Annotated in this window: 16 protein-coding genes; 6 read left to right on the forward strand and 10 right to left on the reverse strand. The window is 72.0% G+C overall.

Features of this window, described 5'->3' with window-relative positions; genetic code table 11:
* Positions 1 to 3 precede the first annotated feature (3 nt).
* The 3 genes from rpmF to ABD286_RS14390 form a co-directional block, all read right to left on the reverse strand.
* On the reverse strand, positions 4 to 222 hold the full coding sequence (gene rpmF, locus ABD286_RS14380) for a 50S ribosomal protein L32 (protein WP_344194644.1): 219 nt from the start codon (positions 220 to 222) through the stop codon (positions 4 to 6).
* Positions 222 to 470: a type B 50S ribosomal protein L31 gene (locus tag ABD286_RS14385; protein ID WP_344194646.1), complete on the reverse strand. Its 249-nt coding sequence runs from the start codon at positions 468 to 470 to the stop codon at positions 222 to 224. The genes rpmF and ABD286_RS14385 overlap by 1 nt, the downstream gene beginning before the upstream one ends.
* Before the next feature lie 82 nt (positions 471 to 552).
* Positions 553 to 1,743: a GTP-binding protein gene (locus ABD286_RS14390; RefSeq protein ID WP_344194648.1), complete on the reverse strand. Its 1,191-nt coding sequence runs from the start codon at positions 1,741 to 1,743 to the stop codon at positions 553 to 555.
* A 20-nt stretch (positions 1,744 to 1,763) separates the two neighbouring features.
* On the opposite strand from ABD286_RS14390, the gene rpmG reads away from it, so the two are divergent.
* A complete protein-coding gene (gene rpmG / locus ABD286_RS14395; protein WP_344194650.1) occupies positions 1,764 to 1,967 on the forward strand; it encodes a 50S ribosomal protein L33 in 204 nt (67 codons plus the stop codon).
* A gap of 9 nt (positions 1,968 to 1,976) precedes the next feature.
* Here rpmG and ABD286_RS14400 read toward each other — a convergent pair whose 3' ends face one another.
* Together ABD286_RS14400 and ABD286_RS14405 are read right to left on the reverse strand one after the other, a co-directional pair.
* Entirely contained in the window at positions 1,977 to 2,567 is a 591-nt protein-coding gene (locus ABD286_RS14400) for a helix-turn-helix domain-containing protein (RefSeq protein ID WP_344194652.1), read from the reverse strand.
* Positions 2,564 to 3,232 (reverse strand): cyclase family protein, encoded by a 669-nt coding sequence (locus ABD286_RS14405; protein ID WP_344194654.1) that lies wholly within the window; start codon positions 3,230 to 3,232, stop codon positions 2,564 to 2,566. Before ABD286_RS14405 ends, ABD286_RS14400 begins: the two co-directional genes overlap by 4 nt.
* 77 nt (positions 3,233 to 3,309) lie before the next feature.
* On the opposite strand from ABD286_RS14405, the gene ABD286_RS14410 reads away from it, so the two are divergent.
* Genes ABD286_RS14410 through ABD286_RS14425 form a run of 4 tightly spaced genes read left to right on the forward strand, consistent with a single transcriptional unit; the run spans position 3,310 to position 7,703 of the window.
* Entirely contained in the window at positions 3,310 to 4,908 is a 1,599-nt protein-coding gene (locus tag ABD286_RS14410) for a purine-cytosine permease family protein (RefSeq protein ID WP_344194656.1), read from the forward strand.
* On the forward strand, positions 4,901 to 5,908 hold the full coding sequence (speB, locus tag ABD286_RS14415; RefSeq protein ID WP_344194658.1) for an agmatinase: 1,008 nt from the start codon (positions 4,901 to 4,903) through the stop codon (positions 5,906 to 5,908). The genes ABD286_RS14410 and speB overlap by 8 nt, the downstream gene beginning before the upstream one ends.
* Positions 5,905 to 6,327: an SgcJ/EcaC family oxidoreductase gene (locus tag ABD286_RS14420; protein ID WP_344194660.1), complete on the forward strand. Its 423-nt coding sequence runs from the start codon at positions 5,905 to 5,907 to the stop codon at positions 6,325 to 6,327. Before speB ends, ABD286_RS14420 begins: the two co-directional genes overlap by 4 nt.
* Before the next feature lie 5 nt (positions 6,328 to 6,332).
* On the forward strand, positions 6,333 to 7,703 hold the full coding sequence (locus ABD286_RS14425; protein ID WP_344194662.1) for an MATE family efflux transporter: 1,371 nt from the start codon (positions 6,333 to 6,335) through the stop codon (positions 7,701 to 7,703).
* Between the two features lie 19 nt (positions 7,704 to 7,722).
* On the opposite strand, the gene ABD286_RS14430 is transcribed toward ABD286_RS14425, so the two are convergent.
* Entirely contained in the window at positions 7,723 to 9,246 is a 1,524-nt protein-coding gene (locus ABD286_RS14430; RefSeq protein WP_344194664.1) for a gamma-glutamyltransferase, read from the reverse strand.
* A 105-nt stretch (positions 9,247 to 9,351) separates the two neighbouring features.
* On the opposite strand from ABD286_RS14430, the gene ABD286_RS14435 reads away from it, so the two are divergent.
* On the forward strand, positions 9,352 to 10,080 hold the full coding sequence (locus tag ABD286_RS14435) for a sulfite exporter TauE/SafE family protein (protein ID WP_344194666.1): 729 nt from the start codon (positions 9,352 to 9,354) through the stop codon (positions 10,078 to 10,080).
* Positions 10,081 to 10,084: 4 nt separating this feature from the next.
* On the opposite strand, the gene iolD is transcribed toward ABD286_RS14435, so the two are convergent.
* The 4 genes from iolD to iolC are packed head-to-tail and all read right to left on the reverse strand — an operon-like array spanning position 10,085 to position 14,845.
* On the reverse strand, positions 10,085 to 12,055 hold the full coding sequence (iolD, locus tag ABD286_RS14440) for a 3D-(3,5/4)-trihydroxycyclohexane-1,2-dione acylhydrolase (decyclizing) (RefSeq protein WP_344194668.1): 1,971 nt from the start codon (positions 12,053 to 12,055) through the stop codon (positions 10,085 to 10,087).
* The gene (gene iolB / locus ABD286_RS14445; protein ID WP_344194670.1) at positions 12,052 to 12,957 is read right to left on the reverse strand and encodes a 5-deoxy-glucuronate isomerase; all 906 of its coding nucleotides are present in this window, start codon (positions 12,955 to 12,957) and stop codon (positions 12,052 to 12,054) included. The genes iolD and iolB overlap by 4 nt, the downstream gene beginning before the upstream one ends.
* Complete coding sequence (locus tag ABD286_RS14450; RefSeq protein WP_344194672.1) at positions 12,954 to 13,847, reverse strand: class I fructose-bisphosphate aldolase; 894 nt, start codon at positions 13,845 to 13,847, stop codon at positions 12,954 to 12,956. The genes iolB and ABD286_RS14450 overlap by 4 nt, the downstream gene beginning before the upstream one ends.
* The gene (gene iolC, locus ABD286_RS14455; protein ID WP_344194674.1) at positions 13,844 to 14,845 is read right to left on the reverse strand and encodes a 5-dehydro-2-deoxygluconokinase; all 1,002 of its coding nucleotides are present in this window, start codon (positions 14,843 to 14,845) and stop codon (positions 13,844 to 13,846) included. The genes ABD286_RS14450 and iolC overlap by 4 nt, the downstream gene beginning before the upstream one ends.
* Between the last annotated feature and the right edge of the window lie 4 nt (positions 14,846 to 14,849).

Consider the following 14,849-nt stretch of genomic DNA (forward strand, 5'->3'; position numbering starts at 1 on the left):
GCCTCAGAGATCGGGCGCGACCAGTCGCACCAACCCCCGCTGGTATGCCGCGTGCAGCCTGCGCGGGACGCTCGGCCTCGTCGCCGGTGGGCGGCGGGCACCGGGAGCGCCGCCCTCGACAGCCATCCCCGGGACCGGGACGAGGTGGGGCTCCGTGGCCTTCCACCCCGACCGGCGGTGGTGGGTGCGCGACCTCGAGGAGCGGCCCTTCGGCGCCGCCATCAGCGCGTCGTCCCGTAGCGGCGGCGGAACTGCTCGACGCGGCCCTCGCTGTCCAGCACCCTGGCGCGGCCGGTCCAGAACGGGTGCGAGGCACTGCTCACCTCCACCTTGACCAGCGGCAGGGTGCGGCCGTCGGTCCAGGTGGTCGTCAGGGACGTGACGACCGTGGAACGGGTCAGGAAGGCGTCGCCGGTGGTGGCGTCCTCGAAGACGACGGGGCGGTACTCGGGGTGGATTCCAGGTTTCATGGGAGCTCCTCGGGTGGTGGTCGGTGGCGCGGGCCAGGATGGGTGGACCGCGTGGGTGGACCGGATGGGTGGACCGGGGCGGTCAGGCGATGTCGGAGTAGCGGCCGAGCCAGGGGTCGAACTCGTCGTCGAGCCCGACCCAACCGCCGAGCCCGCCCGCGAGCTCGGCATCGGTCAGCAGGGCTCCGCGCAGGGCCGCGGCCACCTGCTGCTGGCCCTCCCCCCGGCCGGTGACGACGACCCGGGTGCGCGGCCGTCGCCCCTCCCAGGTCCCGCTCGTGCCGATGCTGAGTTGACCGCCCGACCCGTCCCAGACGCCGACTCCGCCGGGCCTGGTCGGCAGCCAGAAGCAGCCACGACCTCGCAGTCCACCACCTCCGAGGTGCTCCAGGTCGCGCATCAACCGACCGGGGTGGAACGGTCGCCAGGTGTCCAGCACGACCGACCAGATGCCCTCGGCAGGAGCGAAGGCTGCCACGGCGTCGGAGGGCGCGTCGTCACCCGGAAGACCGGTGGGCCCCGCGGAGCGGGTGAGGGGGTGCACCCACTGCTCCGCTGCTCGGTGGTCGCGCCGCCCACCCAGCAGGTCGGCGGGCACGAGCGTGCTCACCTCGGGGACGACCCGGGACCCCGGACGGCGCAGGGCGTCGAGCAAGGCCGCGGCCTCCTCGGAGGTCGACCCGTCGGCGAGCGCCAGCACGTCGGCATACTCGAGCTGCGCTGCCAGGGCCTCTCCCCAGGCGCGCGCATCGCCGGGAAAGCCCTCCTCGTCGCGTTCGCGCAGGAGGTCGTCCCCGAAGACGTCGTCGACCACGGCCTGCCCGTCGAGGGCCACGACGACGCGCGCCACCTCGAGGTGGGCGACGGCTCGACGGGAGCCGATCACCATGTCGCGGATGCCACGCACCACAGGCGCGGGGTCCGCAGCCAGCGGCAGGCTCACGACGACCGACTCGTGCTGACCGGCATCCTTGAGCCGCAACAGCATCGGCACGATCTCGTAGCGCAGCGCGCAGGTGAGGCAGGCGTGCTCCAGGGGGATCTCGACGCGCTCCACCACCCCACCGTGGTCGGAGAGACAGCGGGTCAGGACCCCTCGGGTCAGGTCGATCTCGTGGCGCAGCACGGCGGTGCCCGGCAGCGAGAACGCGAGCGCGCCCTCCACCACGGCGGTGTCCGGGCGGGTCATCCCGGCGAGGACGACGACAGGCAGGCGACCAGCGGACGAGAGGTGGGGCTCGGGCGCCCCGGACGGCTGGGAGGAGGTGGACATGGCTTCAGTTGTATATGAGAATGATTTTCATTACAACTCATATCGAGAGGACCACCGTGGCTCGCACCACCGACCTGCGCCCCGTCATCAAGCTCCGTTCCACGGCCGGCACGGGATACACCTACGTCACCCGCAAGAACCGCCGCACCACCCCCGAGCGGCTCGTCGTCCGCAAGTTCGACCCCGTCGTGCGTCGCCACGTCGACTTCCGCGAGGAGCGCTGAACGGTCGGACTACGGAGCGGGGGCGAGAACCCAGAGGACCTCGCAGGGCGCCTCGACCGACGCGTTGCGCCAGGTGTGCGGCGCCCGCCCCGGGAAGGTCATCGCGTCGCCCGGACCGAGGTCCTCCTCGCCGGTCTCGAGGACGATGGTGAGGTGCCCGGCGATGACGTACGCGCACTCCACGTCGCAGTCCAGCGTGTAGAGGTCGTCACCGCCGTTGCCGCCGGCGTCGATGCGGGCGTGGATGATCTCGAGGCCCTGCTGGGTGCCGGGGGTGATGAGCGCCTCGTGGGCACCGGTGCCACCGAAGTTGATCGGCCGCCCCTCGCCGGCCCTGATGACCGCGGTCTCGGGTGGGTCGAACAGGTCACCGACCCGTAGCCCCAGCACCTCGCACACCGTGACCAGCGAGGCCACCGACGGTGACACGTCGTCGCGCTCGAGCCGGCTGACGAACCCCTTGGTCAGCCCTGCCGACTCGGCGACCTGGGCGATGGTGAGGCTGCGGGCCTGCCGCGCGGCGCGGAGCCGGGCGCCGATGCGGACCTGGGTGTCCGGGCGCTCGCGGGCCGCGCGGGACGCCGGTGTCCGGGTGGTCATGGCGCCAGTTCTACAGCAACCGCCCGGACCGGCGCCCCGTCGGCCGCCTCGAGGCGGATCGGCAGGACGGAGACGAACGGGTCGGCGAAGTCGATGTCGCCCAGGCCGCGCAGGTTCTCGATGATGACGCCACCGAGGTCGGCGATGAGGTGGTGGCAGGGGAACCCCACTCCCGGGTGCTCCTCGTCCGGCGTCTCGTCGAGGTTGAGTGCGTCGAGCCCGATGGTGCGCACCCCGAGTTCGAGCAGCCGGCGGCAGGCGTCGGCGTCGAGGTAGGGGTTCTCGAAGTACGCGGGCGTGCCGTAGTGCTCGTCCCACCCGGTGTGCAGCAGCACGATCGTCCCGGGGTCGATGCGGTCAGCCACCGGCTCGATGTGGTCCCAGGTCACGACTCCGCGCGGACCCAGGCCGGTCGCGTCGACGACGACCCCGGGACCGGTGAAGAGCGTCAGGTCCAGCTCGTCGATCCGCGCCCCGGACTCCTCGAAGTGGAACGGTGCGTCGACGTGGGTGCCGGTCTGCGAACCAAGGTGCACGTCGAGCAGGTTGAACCCGTCGCGCTCGATGGTGCTGTGCACGGTCAGCGCGGGCTCGGGGTCGCCGGGGTAGATGACGGTCCCGGGACCGACGGGCACCGACAGGTCGACGATCCGAAGGACTCTCATGGTGAACAACTATTGCATTGCAGTAAACCTCGGCGCTAGCGTTCCCGGCCACAAGCCGCCCTCTGGAGGGAACCCGCATGAGCTCCACGACCACCCCGGCGAACGTCCCCGCCCCACGTCCCAAGGTCACCGACGTCGAGCAGCACGGCATCGACACGATCCCCGACGCCGACCGCACGTCGCGACCGCTCGACCTCTTCCGGATCCAGTTCGGCGGCGCCAACACCTTCGCCACCGTCCTGCTCGGCACCTTCCCCATCGCCCTGGGGCTCTCGTTCTGGCAGGCCGTCGGCGCGACGCTCGCCGGAGTCGTCGTCGGCGCGCTGTTCCTCATGCCGATGGGCCTGTTCGGTCCGCTGACCGGCACCAACAACGCCGTCTCCTCCGGCGCCCACTTCGGCGTCCGTGGGCGCATCGTCGGCTCGTTCCTGTCGCTGCTCACCGCCATCGCCTTCTACTCGATCTCGGTGTGGGTCAGCGGTGACGCGCTCGTCGGTGCGATGGCGCGGTTGTTCGGCGTCCCCGACTCCGACCTGCTGCGCGGTGTCGTCTACGCCGTGCTCGGGGCCATCGTCATCGTGGTCGTCGTCTACGGCTTCCAGTTCATGCTGCTGGTCAACAAGATCGTCGTGGTCGGCAACACCGTCCTCATCCTCCTGGCGATCGTCGCCTACGCCTCGGTGTTCGATGCCTCCTACGACCCCGGCCCCAGCGCGTACGCCCTCGGGACGTTCTGGCCCACCTTCGTCCTCTCGGCGCTCATCGTCATGGGCAACCCCGTGTCGTTCGGGGCGTTCCTCGGCGACTGGTCGCGCTACATCCCGGCTGCGACGTCGCGGAAGTCGTTGCTGGGAGCCACGTTCGGCGCACAGCTGATGACCCTCATCCCGTTCATCTTCGGTGTCGCCACCGCCACGCTGGTCGCCGGTGAGGCCGACTACATCGTCGCGCTGATCAAGATCTCGCCGATCTGGTACGCCGTGCTGCTCATGGTCGTCGCGTTCCTCGGTGGCCTCTCGACGGGCGTCACCTCGCTCTACGGCACCGGCCTGGACTTCTCGTCGGTGTTCCCGCGGCTGAGCCGGGTGCAGGCGTCGCTGTTCATCGGCCTGCTCGCCTTCGTCTTCATCCTCGTCGGGCGACTGGCCTTCGACCTCATCGCCAGCGTCAACGCGTTCATCGGCGCCATCGTCATCTGCACGACGCCGTGGATGGTCATCATGACGATCGGCTACATCGTCCGTCGCGGCCACTACCGCCCCGCCGACGTGCAGGTGTTCAACCTCGGGATGCGCGGCGGCGCCTACTGGTTCCGCAACGGCGTCAACTGGCGCGGCATGGTCGCGTGGATCCCGGCGGCCGTGGCCGGCCTGATGTTCGCCAACTACCCGCCGCTCATCGAGGGCCCCTTCCGCAACGCCGTCGGTGGTGGCATCGACATCAGCCTGCCCGTGGCGATCGGTGTCGCTGCGGTCCTCTACCTGGGCCTGCTGTATGCCGTGCCGGAGCCCCGGTACGTGTTCGGCCCGCAGGGCCCGCGCTGGGTCCCCGCAGCCGACGGTGACGAGCCGCCGGTGGTGGCGGACGAGTCGGCGTCCCAGCACCGCAAGGGCCGTCGCGGCCGCACCATGGACGAGTCGGTCACGGCCGAGCTGGAGGCCCGCATCGATGGCTGACGCAACGACCCCGCTGCACCAGACCCTGCCGCGCATCACCGAGGGCGGTCGCGTCGGCCAGGTCGACGCGACCGTGGTCCCGCGGTTCGCCGGCCCCCCGACCTTCGCGCGGCTGCCCCGCGTGGACGAGGTCTCCGACGTCGACGTGGCGGTGCTCGGTGTCCCGTTCGACGCCGGGGTGTCCTACCGCCCCGGCGCACGGTTCGGCCCGGCCCACATCCGCGAGTCCTCCCGGTTGCTGCGCCCCTACAACCCCGCTCAGGACGTGTCACCCTTCGCCGCCCAACAGGTCGTCGACGCCGGCGACCTCGGCGTCAACCCGTTCTCGATCGACGAGGCCGTCGACAGCATCGAGGCCGGCGCACGGGCCGTCCTCGAGCGCGCGGGGCGGATGCTCACCCTCGGCGGCGACCACACGATCACGTTGCCGCTGCTGCGGGCCCACGCCGCAGCGCACGGCCCGATCGCCGTGGTGCACTTCGACGCCCACCTCGACACCTGGGACACCTACTTCGGCGCGCGCTACACGCACGGCACACCGTTCCGCCGGGCGTCCGAGGAGGGGCTGCTCGACAAGGAGGCCTGCCTGCACGTCGGCTCGCGGGGACCGCTCTACTCCGCTAAGGACCTCGACGACGACGCCACCCTCGGCTTCGCCATCGTCCCCAGCGTGGAGATGGACGACCTCGGCGCCCGCGGCGTGATCGAGCGCATCCGTGACCGCGTCGGCGACCGGCCGGTCTACGCCTCCATCGACATCGACGTCCTCGACCCGGGGTTCGCCCCCGGCACCGGCACCCCCGAGACCGGTGGGCTCACCGGGCGCGAGCTGCTCGCGATCCTGCGCGGCTTCGCCGACCTCAACCTCATCGGCGCCGACGTCGTGGAGGTGGCCCCGGCCTACGACCACGCCGAGGTCACCGGCATCGCCGCCTCCCACGTCTCCTACGAGCTGCTCAGCGCGATGGCGCCCCGAGCCGACAGCGAGGTGTCCCGGTGACCACCACCCCCGACGCGTCCCAGACCGTGCAGCAGGAGGTCCTGGCCGCCGCCGACGCCGTGGTGCGCGCCTTCGCGGGCGGCGACAGCGCCGCATACTTCGCCTGCTTCGCGCCGGAGGCGACGTTCGTCTTCCACACGACGCCGCAGCGGTTGGGATCCCGCGCGGCGTACGAGGCGCTGTGGGAGCAGTGGGTCACCGAGGACGGCTTCAGGGTCGTCGCGTGCGCGTCGAGCAACCAGCACGTGCAGGTCCTCGGCGCCGACTCGGCCGTCTTCGTCCACGACGTCGCCACGGTCCTCGAACTCGGTGGTGCTCGCGAGGAGCTCAGCGAGCGCGAGACCATCGTGTTCGAGCGCCGCGACGAGGTCTGGATGGCGGTCCACGAGCACCTCTCCCCCACACCTTTGGTCCAATAGGCCGGGTGAGCAGGGACGAGACGGCAGCGGGCGGCCGGCGCGGCGATCCGGCACAGAGCCGCGAGATCCTGCGGCTGGCGGTCCCGGCGTTCCTCGCGCTCGTCGCGGAGCCGATGTTCCTGCTCGCCGACTCGGCGATCATCGGGCACCTCGGCACCGCCCAGCTCGCCGGTCTCGGGGTCGCGAGCGCGACCCTGCTGACCGCGGCCAACCTGTTCGTCTTCCTCGCCTACGGCGCCACGTCGATCGTCGCCCGACAGGTCGGGGCAGGCAGCGAGCGGGGCGCCCTGGAGGCCGGGATCGACGGCACCTGGCTCGCGGTCGGGCTCGGCGCCGCCACCGGACTGGCGGTCGCCCTGGCCGCCGAACCGCTGTGCCGGCTGTTCGGTGCCTCCGAGGCCGCGATCGGTTTCGCCACGACCTACCTGCGGATCTCGGCCATCGGCATCCCTGCGATGTTGGTGGCGCTGGCCGCGACGGGCGTGCTGCGCGGGCTGCAGGACACCAGGACCCCGCTGGTCGCCTCGGCGGTCGGGTTCGGCGCGAACATCGTGCTCAACCTGCTGTTCGTCTACGGGTTCGGGTGGGGCATCGCCGGCTCGGCGTGGGGCACCGTCCTCGCCCAGACCGGTATGGCGCTGGGCCTGGTCACCGTCCTCGTTCGCCACGCGCGGCGGGCCGGCGCGGGGTTGCACGCCCACCCGGCCCGCGTCCTCAAGGCTGCTGTGACCGGGGTCCCGCTGCTCGTGCGGACCCTGGCGCTGCGCTCCATCCTGCTCGTGACGACATGGGTCGCGGCCGGGCTCGGCGACGTCCCTCTCGCCGCGCACCAGGTCGCCGCCACCGTCTGGTCGTTCCTCGTCTTCGCCCTCGACGCCCTCGCCATCGCGGCGCAGGCGTTGACGGGCAAGGCCCTCGGCGCCGGTGACGTGCGCGCTGCTCGCGCTGCCACGTCGACGATGATCCGCTGGGGCGTCTGGGGAGGAGCCGTCCTCGGGGTCGTCCTGCTGGCGCTGCACACGGTGATCCCGGCCGCTTTCACCCAGGACCCGGCGGTGCGCTCGGCCCTCGCGGCGGCCCTGGTCGTCGTGGCCCTCGGCCAGCCGCTGTCGGGCTACGTATTCGTCGTCGACGGCGTCCTCATCGGGGCGGGTGACGGCCGGTGGCTCGCCAAGGCGATGGTCGCGACCCTCGTCCTCTACCTCCCGCTGGCCCTCGGGGTCCACCTCAACGGCGACCGGCTGCTCGAGTCAGGGGTGCCTTTCGCGATGGGTGCGCTGTGGGTCGCGTTCACCGGCTTCATGGCGATCCGTGCGGTGTTCTTCTGGACCCGCATCCGCGGGGACGCCTGGATGGTGACCGGCGCCGCTCGCTGACGATCGGCGCCATACGGGCTCAGCCGATGCGCGTCGCGGCTTCGCGGCGTGGGTCGCCGGCTGCGACGAGGTCGCCGTCGGCCCCGCGTGCTGCGGCGCCGACCCCGCCGAAGAACATCGAGATCTGGCTGTGGGTGAAGGCCGGCAGCCCCATCGCCTCGACAGCGGCCGCGATGGCAGGGTCGTCCTCGTGGTCGACGCGGGTGCTGCCGTCGTCGAGGATCCGCACGTGCGCGCGCGGTGCGTCGATGGCCTCCTGGAGCGAGTCACCGTGGTGGCAGTAGCGGCCGAGCACCTGCATGAGGGCCGTGGTGATCCGGTCGGCGCCGGGGCTCCCGATCGCCAGCGCCGCGCCGGCGCTCGACCGGGCGACGGACGGGGCCATGTTGGACGCGAGCCGGGTGCCGGGGGTGAGCGCGTGCAGGCCGAGACGGTTGAGCTCGGGCTCGCCGAGGCAGTTGTTGAGCATCATCCCCGTGCCGGGAACCGTTGCGCCCGAACCGTATCCGCTGGATGCCGTGATGGCGCAGACCGTCCCGTCGCTGTCGACAGCCGACACGTTCGCGGTCGACGAGGAGGTCGGCAGTCCCGCCAACCCGTGGCGCTCGACGAGGTCGAGCAGCGCGTAGCCGTCCTCCTCGAGGTCGGTCGACAGGTCGTGCACCTTGTGGCGGTACGCGAGGACGCGGCGCTGCACGTCGATGACCTGCTGCCAGTCCCACCGGTCGGCGCCGAGCTCGCGGAGCATCACGGCCAGCATGGGGCCACCGACCGAGGGCGGCGGGTTGGTGGCCACGTCCCAGTCGCCGAGCCGCATCCGCAGCGGGGTGCGGACCACCGCCCGGTATGCCGCGAGGTCGGCTGCCGTCACGAGCCCACCCCGCTCGGCGCAGTCCTCGGCGATCCGGGCCGCGAGCTCCCCGGTGTAGAGGTCCTCGGCGCCGCGCTCCCCGAGGTGCTCGAGCGTCAGCGCGAGGTCGGGGTTGGTGATCATCTCGCCCGGGGCGAGAGCCGAGCCGTCGGCCCGCTTCACCAGGGGGGCCGTGTGCTCGTCCCATCCGAAGACGCTGTCACCGGTGATGGCGAGGTAGCTCGCAGCAGCGCCGCCGATGGCGTACCCGTCGCGAGCGGTGGCCACGCTCGGTGCGAGCACGTCGGCCCACGCCGCGCTGCCGTGCCGCTCGTGCGCCATACCGAGGGCGGCGAAGGCTCCCGGCGTCGCGACGGAACCATGGCCGGCGTAGAGCGTCAGGCCACCACCGTAGGAGGTGGTGATCTCCCGCAGTCCGGTGCCGAAGCGGTCGGTGGGCAGGCCGCGTCCCGGCATCTCGACGTTGCCGTCGACCACCTCGGGCTCGCCGTCGGCCGGCCAGATGCTGACGAACGCGCCGCCGAGCATCGACACGATCCCCGGCTCGGTCGACATGGCGGCGACGATCGCCGCGATGGCCGCGTCGACGGCGTTGCCCCCGGCACGGACGGCGGCCACCCCCGCCTCCGCCGACACCGGTCCGGTGCCCGCGACCGCCACACGCCTGTCCATGCGCCGATTCTGCCCCGCCGCACCGCCTCGTGCGCGATCTGACCACCGCCGGTCTGGCGTGGACGTGGACGGCACGCCGACCACGGCCGCGGCTAGGGTCCGAGGGTGCTCGAGGTGCTCCTGCTCGTCGTCGCCGCCCTCGTGGTCGGCTACTCGAAGACCTCCATCGGCGGGTTGTCGGCCATCTCGATCGCGATCTTCGCCAACGTCATGCCCGCCCGGGAGTCGACGGCGGCGATCCTGCTGCTGCTCATCACCGGCGACGTCGTGGCGGTCTGGAAGTACCGCAGGCACGCCGACTGGTCCCTGTTGAAACGTCTCGTGCCCAGCGTCCTGCCAGGGCTCGCGCTCGGCGCGGCGTTCCTCGCCGTCGTCGACGACACGGTGCTGCGCCGCTCGATCGGTGTGCTGCTGCTGGTCCTGGCCGCCCTCCAGCTCGCCCTGCGTTTCCGTTCGCCGGACACCTCGGGCCTGGCCCGATCGCGTCCCGCCGCCCTGGGGACCGGTCTCGCAGCAGGGTTCACCACCATGACGGCCAACGCCGCCGGGTCGGTGATGACGCTCTACCTCGTCGCGCGAGGGGTGGAGAAGAGCAGGTTCCTCGGGACGGGCGCGCTGTTCTTCTTCGGGGTCAACCTCTGCAAGATCCCGTTCAGCGCCGGGCTCGGGCTGTTCACCGCGGAGACGCTCCGGCGGACGGTCCTGCTCATCCCGTTCGTGCTGCTCGGGACGTGGGCCGGGCTGCACACCGCGCGACGGCTCAGCCAGGAACGCTTCGACCAGGCGGTGCTCGCCGCGACCATCGTCTCGGCCGTGGCGCTCGTCGCCCGCTGAGCGCCTACTGGTCCTGCGGGCCGACGAGCGGACGCTGGTTCTTCTTGTGCTCGACGTACTCCGCGTAGGCCCGCTGCGTCGACGCCAGCTCGGACTCGGCGCTGACCGGGACGTCCCACCAGCTGTCGCTGTCGGGGGCGAAGACGGTCGGGTCGGTCTCGACGTGGATGACCACCGGACCGCCGTCAGCAGGAGCCGCCTTGGCCTCCTTGACCGCCTGCTCGAGCTCGGCGCGCGAGTGCACCTCGATGACGTGGGCACCGAGGCTGCGGGCGTTGGCCGCCAGGTCCACCGGTAGCGGGGCCCCGTCGAGTCGTCCCGACGCCTGGTCGCGGTAGCGGTAGCGCGTGCCGAACCGCTGCGAGCCCAACGACTCCGACAGCGACCCGATCGAGTGGAAGCCATGGTTCTGGACGAGCACCACGACGACCTTGACCCGCTCCTGCACCGCGGTGACGAGCTCGGTCGGCATCATGAGGTAGCCGCCGTCACCGACCATCGCGAACACGTCACGACTCGGGTCCGCGAGCCGGATCCCGATGGACGCCGGGACCTCGTAACCCATACAGGAGTAGCCGTACTCCACGTGGTAGCCCTTGCGGTCACGGACCCGCCACAGCTTGTGCAGGTCTCCGGGCATCGACCCGGCGGCGCACAGGACCACGTCGCGCGGGTCGGTCCGCTCGTTGACGACGCCGAGCACCTCGGCCTGGGTCAGCAGGCCCGGCGCCAGGGTGTCGGTCACCTCCGCAGAGGGTTCGTATGCAGCGACGACCTTCTCGTCCCAGGCCTGCCACAGCGTGACCTGGCGTTCGCGGTAGGACGTGTCGACGGAGTACCCGTCGAGCGCGGCGGTCAGTGCGGACAGGGCGGCACGCGCGTCGGCGACCACCGGCAGCCCGGCCTGCTTCCCGGCGTCGAACCGCGCGACGTTGATGTTGACGAACCGGACACCCTTGTCCCGGAAGGCCGTTCGCGAGGCTGTCGTGAAGTCGCTCCAGCGCGTGCCGATGCCGATGACCACGTCGGCCTCGGCGGCGAGAGCGTTGGCAGCCGTGGTGCCGGTCGACCCGACGGCCCCCATGAGCTGCGGGTGTCCGTGCACGAGCGAGCCCTTGCCGGCCTGGGTCTCCCCGACGGGGATGCCGGTGGCGTCGCAGAAGTCCGACAGCGCCGACTCCGCGCCGGAGTAGTGGACACCGCCTCCGGCGACGACGAAGGGCCTTGAGGCAGAACGGATCAGCGCTGCCGCGTCGTCGATGTCCACGGCCTCGGGGACGGGTCGGGCGATCCGCCAGGTGCGCTCGGCGAAGAGCTCGACGGGCCAGTCGAACGCCTCGGCCTGCACGTCCTGCGGCAGGGCGATCGTGACGGCACCGGTCGCGGCGGGGTCGGTGAGCACCCGCATCGCCGCCAGCAATGCCGACGGCAGCTGCTCTGGGCGGTTGACGCGGTCGAAGAACGCCGAGAGCGGCCGGAACGCGTCGTTGACGGTGACGTCCGCGGCATACGGCTGCTCGAGCTCCTGGAGCACCGGGGCGGCGACACGTGTCGCGAACGTGCCCGAGGGCAGCAGCAGCACCGGGATCCGGTTGATCGTCGCGAGCGCAGCGCCGGTGAGCATGTTGGTCGAGCCCGGGCCGACCGAGGCGGTGCAGGCCCACGTCTGGAGCCGGTCCTTGTGCTTGGCGTAGCCGACGGCGGTGTGGACCATCGCCTGCTCGTTGCGGGCGAGGACGTACGGCAGGTGCCGGTCGTGGTCAGCCGAGTCGTCGGCGAGCTCGCCCTGGAGCAGCGCCTGGCCGATGCCGGCGACGTTGCCGTGGCCGAAGATGCCGAAGCACCCGGCGAAGAGCTTCTGCCGCTCGCCGTCACGCTCGCTCCACTGCTCGCCGAGGAACCGCACGACGGCCTGGGCCACGGTGAGGCGGACGGTCGACGCTCCGGTCGCGGACGCGGGTTCAGCAGCGGTCATCGGGTCCCTCCCAGGGGCAGTCGCGGGTCGACGTCCTGACCCTTCCAGGTCTGGCGCACCCAGCCGTGGGCCGGGTCGTCGCAGATCAGCCAGGCCCGCTCGGCGCCGGGGCCGGCCATGACGTTGAGGTAGTAGAGGTCGTAGCCGGGGACGGCCATCGCGGGGCCGTGCCAGCCGTGCGGCACGAGGACGACGTCACCGGTACGCACCTCGGCGAGCACGTCGATCGGACGCTCGTCGGTCCCGTAGACCCGTTGGTAGCCAACGGGATCTGCGTCGTCGGGGGCGGGTGAGCCGGCGGACACCTGCACCTCGAAGTAGTAGATCTCCTCGAGCTCGGTCTCGACGCCCTCGCGCTCCTCGTCGTGCTTGTGCGGCGGGTAGGAGCTCCAGTTGCCGCCCGGCGTGATGACCTCGCAGGCGATGATCGAGTCAGCGTCGAGGACGCCGGGGATGCCGAAGTTGCGGACCTCCCGGCTGGCGACACCCGCGCCGCGCAGCTCGACCGGCACCTCGGCTGCAGGCAGGTGCCGGAACGCGGGGGCCTGCGGTGCCGCTGCCCGCGCCGCGCAGACCGCCACCCGGGCGGGCCCGTCGTGGGCGACCACGGTGAAGCCACGGTCACGGGCCACGTAGGCGACATCCGTGGGGCCGGCGAAGACCGAGGCGCGCCCGGCGAGCACCGCCGAGTCCTCCTCCGAGGACACGGTGACCGTTCCCGACAGCGGGACGACGACGTGCTCCCACTTTCCCGCCGCGAACTCACGACGCTCCCCGGCATCCAGCCGACCGGCATACAGGCCGGTGTGCTGCCAGCCCTCGACGGCCTGGTCGATCGCGACCTCCCACCCACGGTCGGCGACGGTGCCGAGCGGACGCACCCAACGGGCGTTGTCGCTCACCGGCTCACCCCGTGCACGAGCTCGGCGGCGATGTCGACCGCAGCACCGACGTCACTATCCGGCGGGTAGAGCAGGGCCCGGCCGACGACGAGACCGCGCACGGCTGGCAGGTCGAGCGCCTTGCCCCAGGAGGCATAGGTCTCGTGGGGGTCACCCACGGGGTCGCCACCGAGCAGGAGCGTCGGCAGCGTCGTCGCGTCCATGACCCGCGGCAGGTCGTCGACGACCGGCAGCTTGAGCCAGGTGTGGGCGCTGGACGCGCCCAGGGCCGAGGCCACGTGGATCGAGGTGATGACGGAGTCGGGGTCGAGCAGGTTGACCACGCGCCCGTCGCGGCGCTGCGACAGGAACGGCTCGACCATCGCCATGAGGCCCAGCTCGGCGAGCTCGGTCACCGCCTGCGCGCTGGACTCCAGAGTGCGCACGGTGCCCGGGTCGTCGAACGCGATGCGGGTCAGCATCTTGCCGCCGTCGAGCCCGAGGGCCGCGAGGTCGCTGGCGCGATAGGCGGTGAAGCGGTCGTCCAGCTCGAACGAGGAGCCCTGCAGCCCACCGCGGTTCATCGAGCCGACGACGACCTTTCCCTCGAGGGCTCCGAGCAGCAGCAGGTCGTCGAGGATGTCGGGGGTGCCGAGGACACCGTCGACACCGGGTCGCGCGAGCGCGGTGACGAGGCGCTCGAGCAGGTCGGTGCGGCTGGCCATGGCCCGCGGTTGGTTGCGGACACCGAGCGCCGCGCGTGCCGGGTGGTCGGCGGCGACGAGCAGCATCCGTCCGTCGCGGCGCACGACCTGGCGCAGCCGGCGGTTCTCCCACTCCTCGCCGATGCGGTGCGGCTCCCGCGCCCGGATCTCGGTGAGGTCGGCGACGTTGACGCGGGGGGCGGTCATGACCGGCTCCCGGCCGGGGCGCGCCCTGCGAGCAGCGCCTCCACCTCGGCGGTCGTGGGCATGGCCGTCGAGCACTCGAGCTTGGAGGCCACGACGGCCCCGGCGACGTTGGCGAACTCCAGCGTGCGACGCAGGTCCCAGCCCTCCAGCAGACCGAGGCAGAGCGCACCACCGAAGGCGTCACCGGCACCGAGCCCGTTGACCACCTCGACGGGGAACGGTGGCACCTCGACGCGTTCGTCGCGCGTCGCGGCCAGCACCCCCTTGGGTCCCTGCTTCACCACGGCGAGCTCGACGCCGCGCTCGAGGAGGGCGTCGGCGGCACGCTGCGGGTCGGTCTCGCCGACGGCGACCTGGCACTCCTCGCGGTTGCCGACGGCGACGGTCACGTGCTCGAGGGCCTGATCCACCTGCGCACTCGCCTCCTCCGGGTGCGGCCAGAACATCGGCCGGTAGTCGAGGTCCAGGACGGTGTGGATGCGTCGGCCGCGCGCCTGCCAGGCGGCGAGGTGCGCAGCGCGGCTTGGCTCCTGCGAGAGGCCGGTGACGGTCGCCCAGAAGATCCGGGCGTCCCGGATCGCCTCGATCGGCAGCTCGTCGGCCTCGATCATCAGGTCGGGGGCGATGGGGTAGCGGTAGAAGTACAGCGGGAAGTCGTCCGGTGGGTGCACCTCGCAGAACGTCACCGGTGTGGGTGGGCCCTCCACGGCGGTGACGAACTCGTCGTCGACGCCGAACTCACGCAGCGCCCGGTGGATGTACCGCCCGAACGGGTCGTCACCGGTGCGGGTCAGCAGCGCCGTCCGCAGCCCGTGCCGCGCGGCGGCGACAGAGACGTTGGTGGCGCTGCCGCCGAGGAACTTCTGGAACGTCTCGACGTCCTCGAGCCCCACCCCGTGCTGGAGCGGATAGATGTCGACCCCGGTGCGCCCCACCGCCACGACATCGTACGGCGCGGACCCACCAGCGGTTCCGGCCTCACCCGGGCGGTCGCTCACGGTC

Source organism: Pedococcus aerophilus, assembly GCF_039532215.1.
Classification (GTDB): Bacteria; Actinomycetota; Actinomycetes; order Actinomycetales; family Dermatophilaceae; genus Pedococcus; species Pedococcus aerophilus.

Coding starts and splice junctions, on each gene's coding strand:
- rpmG (WP_344194650.1), top strand. CDS start 1,764: ATGATTTTCATTACAACTCATATCGAGAGGACCACCGTGGCTCGCACC.
- ABD286_RS14450 (WP_344194672.1), bottom strand. CDS start 13,847: ATGACCGCCCCCCGCGTCAACGTCGCCGACCTCACCGAGATCCGGGCG.
- rpmF (WP_344194644.1), bottom strand. CDS start 222: ATGGCGGCGCCGAAGGGCCGCTCCTCGAGGTCGCGCACCCACCACCGC.
- ABD286_RS14390 (WP_344194648.1), bottom strand. CDS start 1,743: ATGTCCACCTCCTCCCAGCCGTCCGGGGCGCCCGAGCCCCACCTCTCG.
- iolD (WP_344194668.1), bottom strand. CDS start 12,055: ATGACCGCTGCTGAACCCGCGTCCGCGACCGGAGCGTCGACCGTCCGC.
- ABD286_RS14405 (WP_344194654.1), bottom strand. CDS start 3,232: ATGAGAGTCCTTCGGATCGTCGACCTGTCGGTGCCCGTCGGTCCCGGG.
- ABD286_RS14410 (WP_344194656.1), top strand. CDS start 3,310: ATGAGCTCCACGACCACCCCGGCGAACGTCCCCGCCCCACGTCCCAAG.
- ABD286_RS14430 (WP_344194664.1), bottom strand. CDS start 9,246: ATGGACAGGCGTGTGGCGGTCGCGGGCACCGGACCGGTGTCGGCGGAG.
- ABD286_RS14400 (WP_344194652.1), bottom strand. CDS start 2,567: ATGACCACCCGGACACCGGCGTCCCGCGCGGCCCGCGAGCGCCCGGAC.
- speB (WP_344194658.1), top strand. CDS start 4,901: ATGGCTGACGCAACGACCCCGCTGCACCAGACCCTGCCGCGCATCACC.
- ABD286_RS14385 (WP_344194646.1), bottom strand. CDS start 470: ATGAAACCTGGAATCCACCCCGAGTACCGCCCCGTCGTCTTCGAGGAC.